The sequence below is a fragment of the Pseudomonas sp. genome, assembly GCF_049301935.1.
Classification (GTDB): Bacteria; Pseudomonadota; Gammaproteobacteria; order Pseudomonadales; family Pseudomonadaceae; genus Aquipseudomonas.
Map to the genome: position 1 here is coordinate 1 of NZ_JBAQLP010000094.1, position 13,075 is coordinate 13,075.

A 13,075-nucleotide genomic window follows, 5' to 3' on the forward strand; every position below is an offset into this window, starting at 1 on the left:
CCTTCGCGCCGGACAAGGCAATCAGGCCTTCGGCCGCTTGCTTGACCCAATCACGCTGGATAATCACCAGATCATTGCTCTGCCCTTCGCTCCAGCCGCGCGAGACCAGTTCGGTGAGGTTGCGATAGCCCTTGGCATTCATCGCCAGCAGAGTCATACGGCTTAGCGGGCCATCGTCATCGGCGCTGGCCAGCCAGATGTCGGCGCCGCAGATCGGTTTGATGCCGCCGCCCATGGCGGCCTTATAGAACTTCACCAATGAGCACATGTTGCTCATGTCGGTAACCGCTACCGCCGGCATGCCCGCCGCCGCCACTGACTTGATCAGCGGCTTGACCCGCACCAGACCGTCAACCAGGGAGAACTCGGTGTGCAAACGCAGGTGGACGAACGAGGCGGTCATGGCAGTCCTATACAAAACACAAAAGCGATAAGGCCCGGATTGTACCGGGCCAAGGGGCAAACAACAGCAGGTAGGATGGGTTGAGCGCAGCGATAGTCGTCGACGAATTGATCGGTTACGCCGCTACGCGGCTAACCCATCCTACGTCTCCAACAGCGCCTTTACCGGACCAAAGGAGCGCCGATGAATGGGCGTCGGCCCCAGGCGGCGCAAGGCCTCCAGATGCACGGCAGTGGGATAGCCCTTGTGCCCGGCAATGCCATAGCCTGGATATTGCGCGTCCAGCAGCTGCATCTCGCGGTCGCGGCTGACCTTGGCCAGGATCGACGCCGCGGCAATCGCCGGCACCTGGCTATCGCCCTTGACCACCGCCGCACTGGGCACCTGCAGTTTCGGGCAGCGATTACCATCAATCAGCGCCAGCTTGGGCGTGACACTCAGGCCCTCGACCGCGCGCTGCATGGCCAGCATGGTGGCGTGAAGGATATTCAGCTGGTCGATCTCTTCCACTTCTGCGCGGGCGATGCACCAGGCCAGGGCTTTTTCGCGAATCTCGTCGAAGAGTTTTTCCCGACGCGCCTCGGTCAGCTTTTTCGAATCGTTCAGGCCGAGAATCGGCCGCGCCGGATCGAGAATCACCGCCGCCGTCACCACGGCGCCGCACAGTGGCCCACGACCGACCTCATCGACACCGGCGACCAGCTCCTGCACCAGGGTGAAATCCAGCCCGAGCTGCATCAGCCGCGCCCTGTCAGTTGCAGCACAGCCTGGGCGGCCTGCACCGAGGCGTCACGGCGCAGCGCGCGGTGAATCACATCAAAGCCTTCGGTCTGTACCTCGCCGCCATCCAGCAAGGGTGCCAGTAACTGGGCCAGCGCTTCCGGCGTGGCCGCGTCCTGAATCATCTCGGGCACCAGCAAACGCTCGGCCAGCAGGTTCGGCAGGGAAATATAGGCGCTGGTGACCAGGCGCTTGAGGATGCGGTAAGTCAGCGGCGCAACCTTGTACGCCACCACCATCGGCCGTTTGTGCAGCAAGGCCTCTAGGGTCGCCGTACCGGAGGCAATCAGCACCGCATCACAGGCCGCCAGCGCCTCATGGGAGCGGCCGTTGAGCAAGGTCAGCGGCAAATCGCGGCCCACCAGCATCTGCTCAAGCTGAGCGCGACGCTCCGGGCTGGAGCACGGCAAGACAAACTGGAGACCGGGGCGCAAGGTGCGCAAACGCACGGCCGCATCGAGAAACAGACTACCCAGGCGCGCCACCTCGCCGCCACGGCTGCCCGGCAACAAGGCGACCACCGGCTGGTCCTGCGCCAGGTTCAGCGCCTCACGGGCCGCAGCGCGATCCGCCTGCGGGGCAATGGTATCGGCCAGCGGGTGGCCGACAAAACGTACCGGTACCTGATGATCCTGATAGAACTGCGCCTCGAACGGAAACAGGGTCAGCATCAGGTCGCAGGCCTGGCGAATCTTCAGCACGCGCTTCTGCCGCCAGGCCCATACGGACGGGCTGACGTAATGCACGGTCTTGATGCCCGCCTGACGCAACCTGAGTTCAAGGGTCAGGTTGAAATCCGGCGCATCGATGCCGATAAATACGTCCGGTTTTTCGGCAATCAGGGTCTGGATCAGCCGCTTGCGCCGCGCCAGCAGTTCGGGAAGGCGGCCGAGGACCTCGACCAGGCCCATCACCGACAGACGCTCCATCGAGAAATAGGAACTCAGCCCCTGGGCCTGCATCAGCGGGCCACCGACACCGATAAATTCGATCTGTGGGTATTGGGCTTTGAGGGCCTGCATCAGGCCCGCACCGAGAATATCGCCAGACGCCTCGCCAGCGACCAGCGCGACACGCATCAGGTCAGTCATAAATTATCGGGTAATGCCGCGGCTGGAAGCCTGAATGGAATCGCGGAAGATCGCGACTTCGGGAAATTCTGCGGAGGATTCGGCCAGTTCACTCATCGCCTGCTCAACCGTAAGCCCCTGGCGATAGACGATCTTGTAGGCACGGCGCAAGGCAGCAATCGCCTCGGCGCTGAAACCACGACGACGCATGCCTTCGAAGTTCATGCTGCGCGCTTCGGCCGGGTTGCCAAAAACGGTGACAAACGCCGGTACATCCTTGCCAATCGCCGTGCCCATGCCAGAAAAGCTGTGCGCACCGATACGGCAGAACTGATGCACCAAGGTGTAACCGGAGAGAATCGCCCAGTCATCGACCCACACATGCCCGGCCAACGCGGTGTTGTTGACCAGGATGCAATGGTTGCCGATCACGCTGTCATGGCCGATATGGGCATAGGCCATGATCAGATTGTGGTCACCAAGCGTGGTTTCACTGCGATCCTGCACGGTGCCGCGGTGGATGGTGACACCCTCGCGGATCACGTTGTGATCGCCAATCACCAGGCGAGTCGCCTCGCCCTGGTACTTGAGGTCGGGGGTGTCTTCACCCACCGAGGAAAACTGATAGATACGGTTGTGTTTACCGATCCGCGTCGGCCCCTTGAGGATCACATGGGGGCCGATCACTGTACCCTCGCCGATTTCGACATCGGCCCCGACTATCGACCAAGGGCCGACGACTACGTCGTCAGCCAACTTGGCGCTGGGATCGATGATGGCACGAGGGTCAATCAAACTCATAGTTTGCGTTCCGCACAGATGATTTCTGCCGAGCAGACTTCCTTGCCGTCGACGCTGGCCTTGCACTCGAACTTCCAGATGCTGCGCTTGTTACTCAGGTAGCGGGCTTCAAGAGTCAGCTGATCACCCGGCACCACTGGCTGGCGAAAGCGTAGCTTGTCCGAGCCGACAAAGTAATACAGGGTGCCATCGGAGGGCTTCAGATCCATCATCTTGAAACCGAGAATGCCGGCAGCCTGAGCCATGGCTTCGATGATCAACACACCCGGCATGATCGGGTGCTCGGGAAAATGCCCGTTGAAGAACGGCTCATTGATGCTGACATTCTTGTAGGCGCGAATTCGCTTGCCTTCAATATCCAGCTCAGCCACCCGGTCCACCAAGAGGAACGGATAGCGGTGCGGCAGGTATTCGCGAATCTGGTTGATGTCCATCATGTGCAGAGAAGCCTGTAAGAGAAAAAAGAGAAGCCGGCAAACACCGGCTCAGGCATCAGATGAAGTGTCGGCAGCTGGGGTCACGGCAGCCAGCTGCTTTTCCAACTGTTGCAGGCGGCGCGCCATATCATCCAACTGCCGAATCCGAGCCGCACTCTTGCGCCATTCAGCCGCCGGCTGCATGGCGGTACCCGACGAATAGGAGCCCGGCTCGGTGATTGAGCGGGTGACCATGGTCATGCCGGTGACGAACACGTTGTCGCACACCTCGATATGCCCAACCATGCCGACGCCGCCGGCAATCATGCAGTTCTTGCCGATCTTGGTGCTGCCGGAAATACCCGCGCAACCGGCCATGGCCGTGTTGTCACCAATCTGCACGTTGTGCGCGATCATGATCTGGTTATCCAGCTTGACCCCATTGCCGATCAGGGTGTCCGACAGCGCGCCACGGTCGACGGTGGTATTGGCGCCGATCTCGACGTCATCACCGATGGTCACCCCACCGATCTGCGCAATCTTCTGCCAGACGCCCTTCTCGTTGGCAAAGCCGAAGCCCTCGCCACCGATCACCGCACCGGATTGAATAACCACGCGCTTACCGATCCGTACGTCGTGGTACAGCGTCACGCGCGGAGCCAGCCAGCCACCTTCGCCAATCTGCGAACGCGCGCCGACTACGCACTGCGCCCCGATGGTTACGCCAGCGCCAATCTGCGCGCCACTCTCGATCACCGCATAGGCGCCGATACTGGCACTCGCATCGACCTGCGCATCCGCAGCCACCACAGCGGTGGGATGCACGCCAGGCAACGCTTGAGGCTTGCGATCAAACAGGTGGGAGAGTTCGGCATAGGCCAGATAAGGATTGCTGACGACCAATGCATGGCCGGCATAGCCTTCGGCATCCGCCGCAGTCAACAGCACTGCGCCGGCTTGGCAGCCCGAGAGAAACTTGCGGTACTGCGCATTGGCGAGAAAGCTCAGCTGATCAGCGCCGGCTTCCTGCAAGGTAGCCAAACCGCTGATCGCTTTATCCGAGGCACCACGCAAGGTGGCGCCCAGACGCTCGGCCAACTGGCCAAGGGTATACACCGTGGCACTCATAATCAGCGCAGCTGATTCATGCGCTCGATAACCTGGCGGGTGATGTCGAACTGAGGCTTGACATCAATCACCGCGCCACGCTCCAGCACCAGGTCGAAGTTACCGGTCTTGATCACTTCTTCCACAGCCTTGTCCAGGTTCGGCTTGAGCTTTTTCAGCATTTCACGGTCCGCTACAGCCTTGGACTCGTTCAGCTCCTTGGATTGGAACTGGAAATCACGGGCTTTTTGCTTGAATTCAAGCTCCAGACGCTCACGCTCGGCGGTCTGCATTTTTTCGCCGTCTTTAACCAGACGATCCTGAATGCGCTTTGCATCGCTTTCCAGGGTCTTCAGTTTGTTTAGCTGCGGGCCAAATTTCTTCTCGGCATCCACGGCATAACGCTTGGCCGCATCAGATTCGAGCAAGGCCATCTGATAGTTCAATACCGCTACTTTCATCTCGGCAAACGCCGGGGTTGCCAGCAGAGCAACGCTTAACAAAACCAGTTGAGTCAACTTACGCACGGTGCAACTCCTGCAAAACTGTTGGTATTCAAAAATCCGACGCTTAGAACGTCTGACCGAGAGAGAACTGGAAAACCTGCGTATCGGCATCATCCGGTTTGATGATTGGCATGGCCAGGCTGAAACTCAGCGGGCCCAGTGCGGTAATCCAGGTCAGGCCAACACCCACGGAGCTGGCCAGGTTACCCGGGTCGATGCTGCCGCAATCGTCCTGAGACTTACCACAGTTGGTGTCGAAGACATTACCCACATCCCAGAACAGCGCAGTACGCAGCGAGCGCTGATCCTTGACGAACGGCATGGGGAACAACAATTCAACACCGCCTTGCACCAGCACGTTACCGCCGAATGGCAGCGGATCCTGATCTGGATCCTCAAGCGTACCTTCGTTACCGGTGACCGCCTGACCAAGGCTAGGCGTACTGCGTGGGCCCAGGCTGCTGTCCTTGAAACCGCGCACCGAGTTGAAGCCGCCAGCGTAGTAGTGTTCATAGAACGGCAAGCTGTCGGTGGAGCCATAACTGTCGCCATAGCCCAGTTGGCTATGCAAACGCAGGGTATAGGTGTCGCTCAGCGGCTTGAAGATCTGGCCACGGTAATCCACCTTGAAGAACGACAGGTCGCTGCCCGGCACTGTGGTTTCGAATACCAGACTTTGCGAGTGACCGCGGTTGGCCAGCACACCACGGTTAAGGGTCGACTCCGACCAGCCAACCGACGCTTTGAGGTTTAGGTAGCTGTCACCTTCGGCATCGATAAAGTCGAAGATTTCGTCAACGGTGTATACGCCGGTGCCGATGCTGTCGTTCTGAACGGTCAAGCCATAGGTCAGGCGCGAGGTATCGCTGATTGGATAACCAATGCTGGCGCCCGCACCGTAACTGTCCACCGAGTAGCTGGACACATCGGTATTCAGCTCGTCGTAATCGGTTTCACGGAAGAAGGCGTTGTAGCCCAGGCTGACGCCGTCTGGGGTCCAGTAGGGGTCAACAAAACCAAAGTTATAGTTGCTCTGGTATTCGCTACGGTTCAACCCAACGCTGACCTTGTTACCGGTACCCAGGAAGTTGTTCTGGGTGATCGAGCCACCGAGAATCAGACCGGCGTTCTGGGCGAAACCGACGCTGGCGGTGATGGAGCCAGAAGCCTGCTCCTCGACACTGTAGTTGACGTCAACCTGGTCGTCGGTGCCCGGCACCTGCGGGGTTTCAACGTTGACTTCCTTGAAGTAGCCCAGACGTTCTAAACGGGTCTTGGACTGATCAATCAAGTACGTCGAAGCCCAGCCGCCTTCCATTTGACGCATTTCACGGCGCAGCACCTCGTCTTCCGACTTGGTGTTACCACGGAAATTGATGCGATTGACATAGGCACGCTTACCCGGATCGACCACAAAGGTGATGGACACGGTGCCATCGTCATTGGCCTGCGGCACACCGTTGACGTTGGCGAAGGTATAGCCTTCGTTACCCAGGCGACGGGTGATCAGTTCGGAGGTGGTGGTCATCACTTTACGCGAGAATACCTGGCCTTCTTTAACCAGCAGCAACGCACGGACGTCCTCTTCCGGCACCTTCAGCTCACCGCTGAGCTTGACCTCACGTACGGTGTACTTCTCGCCTTCGTCGACGTTGACTGTCACGTAGACGTGTTTCTTGTCCGGGGTGATGGATACCTGAGTCGAGCTGATATCCATATTGATATAGCCGCGATCCAGGTAGTAGGAACGCAGACGCTCCAAGTCACCGGCGAGCTTCTCACGGGCGTACTTGTCGTCATTCTTGAAGAAGGACAGCCAGTTGGTGGTCTTCAGCTCGAACAGATCGATCAGGTCTTCATCGGAAAAAACCGAGTTACCCACCACGTTGATGTGCTGAATCGCGGCAATCGAACCTTCATTGATATTGATCTTCAGCGCCACACGGTTACGCGGCTGCGGAATGACCTCAGCTTCGATTTCTGCGGAGTAACGACCCTGTGCGACGTATTGGCGCTGCAACTCGTTGCGCACGCCTTCCAGGGTAGCCCGCTGGAAAATCTCGCCTTCGGCCAGGCCGGACTGATTCAGGCCTTTGAGCAGGTCTTCGCTGCTGATGGCCTTGTTGCCTTCAATCTCGATACTGGAGATCGACGGGCGTTCGACCACGGTAACAACCAACACATCGCCATCGCGACCGAGCTGGATGTCCTGGAAGAAACCGGTTTTGAACAGTTCACGGGTCGCCTCAACCAGCGACCGGTCATCGGCTTGCGCGCCCACATTAAGGGGCAAGGCACCGAATACGCTGCCAGCGGAAACGCGCTGCAGGCCGGTGACCCGGATATCGGAGATGGTGAAGGACTCGGCGTGAACTTCGTTGATCATCAGTGCGGCAAGCACCGCAGGTAGCAGCAGACGTTTCATGAAGTCCTTTCTTATTCCAACTGACAATAAAAAATCTGCCGCTTAGGCGACACGTCTTGTGCATAACGAGAGCGTAAATCAGCAGCGGCTACAGGCGGCCCAAGTCGTTTACCAGGGCCAGCAACATCACCCCGATGACCAAACTGATGCCGATCTGCATCCCCCAACCCTGTATCCGTTCCGACAGTGGGCGACCACGCACCCACTCGACCAGATAAAAAAGCAGATGCCCCCCATCCAGCACGGGGATGGGCAACAAATTAAGAACCCCCAGGCTAATGCTCAGGTAGGCGAGGAATTTCAGAAAATCACTCAAACCTGACTCAGCAGAAGCGCCCGCCACTTTAGCAATGGTTATCGGCCCGCTCAAGTTTTTTACCGAGAGCTCACCAAACAGCATTTTCTTTATGGAATTAAGGGTTAGAACGCTCATTGTCCAAGTGTTTTTGGCACCTTCGGCGATAGCTTCTAACGGGCCATAGCTGACTTCACGCAGCATTTCCGGCGGCCATTCGCCACCGGCCACACCAGCGCCTAGATAACCACTAAGGGCCTCGCCCTCACCGCGTGCAGCCAAGGTAAGCGGCACATCCAACTGCTGACCTTGACGCTCCACCTGCAAGCTGATTTTTTTACCTGGCAAGCCCCGCACCTGATCCACCAACTGCTGCCAATCGGCCAGAGACTGACCATCCAGCGCCAGCAGACGATCGCCGACCTGCAAGCCTGCAGCAAATGCCGGGCCTTCGGGGTCCAGCTGCGCCAGCACTGGCTGCAGCGCCGGGCGCCAAGGGCGAATACCTAATGAAGAAATAGGGTCCGGTTCGTCGGCACCGCGCAGCCAGTTATCCAGCACGATCTGTCGCGGGCTATCGACCGAGGAGCCCGGCTCACGCACAGCCAGGTTCAGACGGCCACTTTCACCCAAGCGACTGACCAGTTGCAGGTTCACCGCCGCCCAGCCCGTAGTGGGCTGGCCATCAATCGCGACAATTTCCTGCCCAACCTGCAAACCGGCTACATCGGCCAGGCTGCCCGCCTCGACCGCACCAATAACTGGGCGCACCTGCTGGCTACCGAGCATCGCCACGACCCAGAAGAACAGCAGCGCCAGCAGGAAGTTCGCCGCAGGGCCTGCCGCCACGATGGCGATACGCCGCTGGACCGACTTGCGATTGAACGACTGATCAAGCAACTCCGGCGGCACATCGCCTTCGCGCTCATCGAGCATTTTCACGTAGCCGCCCAACGGGATGGCGGCCACGACAAATTCAGTGCCCTGGCGGTCATGCCAACGTAGTAACGGGCTGCCAAAGCCCACGGAAAACCGCAGCACCTTGACCCCGCAGCGGCGGGCGACCCAGAAGTGCCCGTATTCGTGGATGGTTACCAGCACGCCCAACGCAACCAGGGTGCCGACCAGCATATAAAGCGCACTCATCAAATTTCTCCGCGTCAGCGATCAGCGCCGACTCAGCCATTGTTCAGCCAGATCACGAGCCCGACTATCAGCGGCCAACACCGTTTCCAGGCTCTCAACCGCCAGGGCGGGCTCAGCGTGCAGAACCTCTTCGATGATACGCGCGATCTCGGGGAAGCGGATGCGCCGTTCAAGGAACGCGGCAACCGCCACTTCATTGGCCGCATTGAGCATGGCCGGCGCAGTACCGCCGGCCTGCGCCGCCTCACGCGCCAGACGCAGGCAAGGGAAGCGCTGCTCATCCGGCGCCTGGAAATCCAGCCGACCAATGGCAAACAGGTCCAGCGGTGCCACACCGGAGTCAATCCGCTCTGGCCAGGCCAGGGCGTGACTGATCGGCGTGCGCATATCCGGGTTGCCCAGCTGCGCCAGCACCGAACCGTCGACATAATCGACCAGCGAGTGGATCACGCTCTGCGGATGCACCACCACTTCAACCTGCGCGGGCGTGGCATCAAACAACCAACAGGCCTCGATCAGCTCCAGGCCCTTGTTCATCATGCTCGCCGAGTCGACCGAGATCTTGCGGCCCATCGACCAGTTGGGGTGCGCGCACGCCTGCTCAGGGGTGACCGCATGCAACTGCTCCAGCGGCATCTCGCGAAACGGCCCACCCGAGGCGGTCAGCAGAATCCGCCGCACCCCGACTTGCGGCAGGCCGCGGGCGTAGTCGCCCGGCAGGCACTGGAAAATCGCATTGTGCTCACTGTCGATCGGCAGCAGCACAGCACCACTTTTACGCACAGCCTGCATAAACAGTGCGCCCGACATCACCAGCGCTTCTTTATTGGCCAGTAGCACCTTTTTGCCGGCTTCGACCGCCGCCAGGGTCGGCGGCAGGCCGGCAGCACCGACGATGGCGGCCATTACCGCATCGACTTCAGGGTGCGCCGCCACCTCACACAAGCCCTCGGGGCCATGCAGCACCTGAGTGGCCAGACCGGCAGCGCGCAGACCTTCCTGCAGGTGGCGAGCGTCCAGAGCCTGCGGTACCACGGCAAAACGCGGGCGGTAGATCATGCACAGCGCCTCCAGCTCAGTCAGACGACTGAAGCCGGACAACGCGAACACTTGATAACGCTCAGGATGACGCGCGATGACATCGAGGGTACTCAGGCCGATCGAACCGGTCGCCCCCAGCACGGTAATCTGCTGCGGGTGACTCACAGCGCGCCCCAGCCCGCCAGCCACAGCAATGCGGCAAACACCGGGATAGCGGCCGTCAGGCTGTCAATACGATCGAGCACGCCGCCATGACCCGGCAGCAGATTGCTGCTGTCCTTAACCCCGGCCTGGCGCTTGAACATGCTTTCCGTCAGATCACCGACCACCGAGATCAGCACCACCACGGCGGTGCCGAGCAAGGCCAGCAGCAGACTGGCAAACGACCACTCACGATAAATCGCCACGCCTGCGCAGATCAGCAGCGTCGCCAGCAAACCACCGAAAACCCCTTCCCAGCTCTTGCCTGGACTAACTTGCGGTGCCAGCTTGCGTTTGCCGAAGCGCCGACCGGCGAAATAGGCACCGATATCAGCCCCCCACACCAGCACCATCACTGCAAGAATCAGCCAGTTGGCATCAGGCCACTGTTTGAACAGCACCAGGCCCTGCCAGGCCGGCAGCAGAATCAGCAGGCCAATCAGCAACCTGACCGGGACCTGCGTCCAGTAGCGACTGCTGGCGGGATAGCCCAATACCAGCAAGGTCGCCACCGCCCACCAGACAACCCCAAGCAGCAGCACCCAAGGCGCCAAGGCGGGCAGCAGATACAAGCCATACAACAACGCGGCCACCAGCGCGGCATAGGCCACGCGCTGCACCTGCGCAGTAAAACCGGCCAAACGCGCCCACTCCCAGGCACCCAGGCTGACCACCGCGCCAATAAACAAAGCAAACAGCGCCCCATCCAGCAGAAAGAAACCGCCGAGGGCGAACGGCAACAGCACCAGCGCCGTGATAATTCGTTGCTTGAGCATCAGCTACGGGCCTCAGCAGCCACCTGATCGCTGGTTTTCCCAAAGCGACGCTGGCGGCTAGCAAAATCGGCCAAGGCTTTGCGCATGGCGTCGTGTTTGAAATCCGGCCAAAACAGGTCGGAGAAATACAGCTCGGTATAGGCCAACTGCCAAAGCAGGAAGTTGCTGATGCGATGCTCGCCGCCGGTGCGGATGCACAGATCCGGCAGCGGCAAATCGCCGGTCACCAGGCAGCTCTGCAGCAATTCGGGGGTGATGTCCTCGGCGCGCAAATGGCCGCCCTGAACCTCCCGCGCCAGCCGTTGCGCCGCCTGGGCAATATCCCACTGGCCACCGTAGTTGGCGGCCACCTGCAGCACAAAGCGCTTATCGCCGGCAGTCTGCGCCTCAGCCTCACGCATCGCCGCCTGCAGCTCAGGGTGAAAGCGCGAGCGATCACCGATGATGCGTAGGCTGATGTCATTGGCGTCGAGCTTCTTCGCTTCGCGGCGCAGCGCTCCGAGGAACAGCTCCATCAGCGCGCTGACTTCCTCGGCCGGGCGCTGCCAGTTTTCACTGGAGAAGGCGAACAGCGTCAGCACCTCGACCCCGGCCTCGGCACACACCTCGATCACCGCACGCACCGCATCGACACCGGCTTTATGGCCGGCAACGCCGGGCAACAGGCGCTTCTTCGCCCAGCGGTTGTTACCGTCCATGATGATCGCCACATGCCGTGGCACAGCGAACGAACTACCGTCTTTGGTCTTTTCCATGACGATGTCCTGGCCGTTAAACGGCCATCAGATCCGCTTCTTTCTGCTTCACTGCGACTTCGATTTCCGCGACGAACTTGTCCGTCAACTTCTGGATTTCGTCGGCGGCACGGCGCTCTTCGTCTTCGCTGATTTCCTTCTCCTTGACCAGGTCTTTCAACTGGCTCAGGGCATCACGACGAATATTGCGCACCGCTACGCGACCATCTTCAGCGGCATCACGGGCCTGCTTGGTGAAGCCCTTGCGGGTTTCTTCGGTCAGCGCTGGCATGGAGATCAGCAGCAGCTCACCGAGGTTGGTCGGGTTGAAACCCAAGCCGGAGCTCTGGATCGCCTTATCCACCGCCGCCAGCATATTGCGCTCGAAGGCTACAACCTGCAGGGTGCGTGAGTCTTTTACGGTGACGTTGGCCACCTGGTTCAGCGGGGTGTCGGAGCCGTAGTAAGGCACCATCACGCCACCCAGAATGCTCGGGTGCGCCTGACCGGTACGGATTCGGCTAAAGGCGTGGACCAGCGATTCCAGGCTCTTCTGCATGCGCACCTGGGCGTCTTTCTTGATCTCATTGATCATGTTTATCTTCCTCAATCAGAGTGCCTTCAGCGCCGCCGACTACAACGTTCAGCAGGGCACCGGGCTTGTTCATGTTGAAAACGCGCAGCGGCATAGCATGGTCGCGGCACAGACAGATAGCCGTCAGGTCCATTACCCCCAGCTTGCGATCGAGCACCTCGTCATAGGTCAGGCGCTCGAACTTCTCGGCATGCGGGTCTTTGAATGGATCGGCAGTGTACACACCATCCACCTTGGTCGCTTTGAGCACCACGTCGGCATCGATTTCGATGGCGCGCAGACAGGCGGCCGAGTCGGTGGTGAAGAACGGATTACCAGTGCCAGCGGCGAAAATCACCACCTCACCGGTTTTCAGATGACGCAGCGCCTTGCGCCGGTCGTAGTGATCGGTCACCCCAACCATGGAGATGGCCGACATGACGATGGCCGGGATATTCGAACGTTCCAGCGCGTCGCGCATGGCCAGGGCGTTCATCACGGTGGCCAGCATGCCCATATGGTCGCCGGTTACCCGGTCCATACCCGCCGCGCTCAGCGCCGCGCCACGGAACAGGTTGCCACCACCAATCACCAGGCCGACCTGTACGCCGATACCAACCAGCTGGCCGACTTCCAGCGCCATGCGATCAAGTACCTTGGGATCGATGCCGAAATCTTCCGACCCCATCAGGGCCTCGCCGCTAAGTTTGAGCAGAATGCGCTTGTAGCGCGGTTGACGACCACTCATCTGCTGAGCCATTGCGAGTCTCTCCTGCGGCGTTTGAATTCTGTGCAAACCT

Annotated in this window: 14 protein-coding genes; all 14 read right to left on the reverse strand. The window is 60.0% G+C overall.

The annotated features are described in order from the left end of the window. Positions 1-403 (reverse strand): PHP domain-containing protein (locus tag WA145_RS12535; RefSeq protein WP_422581891.1); only part of this gene is annotated, 403 nt, incomplete at its 3' end. 141 nt (positions 404-544) lie between these two features. After that, a complete protein-coding gene (gene rnhB / locus WA145_RS12540; protein ID WP_422581892.1) occupies positions 545-1,141 on the reverse strand; it encodes a ribonuclease HII in 597 nt (198 codons plus the stop codon). After that, on the reverse strand, positions 1,141-2,274 hold the full coding sequence (lpxB, locus tag WA145_RS12545; protein WP_422581893.1) for a lipid-A-disaccharide synthase: 1,134 nt from the start codon (positions 2,272-2,274) through the stop codon (positions 1,141-1,143). The genes rnhB and lpxB overlap by 1 nt, the downstream gene beginning before the upstream one ends. Before the next feature lie 3 nt (positions 2,275-2,277). Beyond that, complete coding sequence (gene lpxA / locus WA145_RS12550; RefSeq protein WP_422581894.1) at positions 2,278-3,054, reverse strand: acyl-ACP--UDP-N-acetylglucosamine O-acyltransferase; 777 nt, start codon at positions 3,052-3,054, stop codon at positions 2,278-2,280. Beyond that, positions 3,051-3,491 (reverse strand): 3-hydroxyacyl-ACP dehydratase FabZ, encoded by a 441-nt coding sequence (fabZ, locus tag WA145_RS12555; RefSeq protein ID WP_422581895.1) that lies wholly within the window; start codon positions 3,489-3,491, stop codon positions 3,051-3,053. The genes lpxA and fabZ overlap by 4 nt, the downstream gene beginning before the upstream one ends. A 48-nt stretch (positions 3,492-3,539) precedes the next feature. After that, positions 3,540-4,601, reverse strand: coding sequence for a UDP-3-O-(3-hydroxymyristoyl)glucosamine N-acyltransferase (lpxD, locus tag WA145_RS12560; protein WP_422581902.1), 1,062 nt, complete (start codon positions 4,599-4,601; stop codon positions 3,540-3,542). Further along, positions 4,601-5,104, reverse strand: coding sequence for an OmpH family outer membrane protein (locus WA145_RS12565; RefSeq protein WP_090248384.1), 504 nt, complete (start codon positions 5,102-5,104; stop codon positions 4,601-4,603). The genes lpxD and WA145_RS12565 overlap by 1 nt, the downstream gene beginning before the upstream one ends. A 43-nt stretch (positions 5,105-5,147) precedes the next feature. Continuing rightward, positions 5,148-7,508, reverse strand: a complete 2,361-nt coding sequence (gene bamA / locus WA145_RS12570) for an outer membrane protein assembly factor BamA (RefSeq protein ID WP_422581896.1) — start codon at positions 7,506-7,508, stop codon at positions 5,148-5,150. Between the two features lie 88 nt (positions 7,509-7,596). Next, positions 7,597-8,949, reverse strand: a complete 1,353-nt coding sequence (gene rseP / locus WA145_RS12575; RefSeq protein ID WP_422581897.1) for a sigma E protease regulator RseP — start codon at positions 8,947-8,949, stop codon at positions 7,597-7,599. A gap of 21 nt (positions 8,950-8,970) precedes the next feature. Beyond that, positions 8,971-10,155: a 1-deoxy-D-xylulose-5-phosphate reductoisomerase gene (gene ispC / locus WA145_RS12580; RefSeq protein WP_422581898.1), complete on the reverse strand. Its 1,185-nt coding sequence runs from the start codon at positions 10,153-10,155 to the stop codon at positions 8,971-8,973. Then, positions 10,152-10,967: a phosphatidate cytidylyltransferase gene (locus WA145_RS12585; RefSeq protein ID WP_422581899.1), complete on the reverse strand. Its 816-nt coding sequence runs from the start codon at positions 10,965-10,967 to the stop codon at positions 10,152-10,154. The genes ispC and WA145_RS12585 overlap by 4 nt, the downstream gene beginning before the upstream one ends. Next, positions 10,967-11,722, reverse strand: a complete 756-nt coding sequence (gene uppS, locus WA145_RS12590) for a polyprenyl diphosphate synthase (RefSeq protein ID WP_422581900.1) — start codon at positions 11,720-11,722, stop codon at positions 10,967-10,969. Before uppS ends, WA145_RS12585 begins: the two co-directional genes overlap by 1 nt. Positions 11,723-11,738: 16 nt before the next feature. Then, complete coding sequence (gene frr / locus WA145_RS12595) at positions 11,739-12,296, reverse strand: ribosome recycling factor (protein WP_422581901.1); 558 nt, start codon at positions 12,294-12,296, stop codon at positions 11,739-11,741. Beyond that, positions 12,286-13,035 (reverse strand): UMP kinase, encoded by a 750-nt coding sequence (gene pyrH / locus WA145_RS12600; RefSeq protein ID WP_339410079.1) that lies wholly within the window; start codon positions 13,033-13,035, stop codon positions 12,286-12,288. Before pyrH ends, frr begins: the two co-directional genes overlap by 11 nt. Between the last annotated feature and the right edge of the window lie 40 nt (positions 13,036-13,075).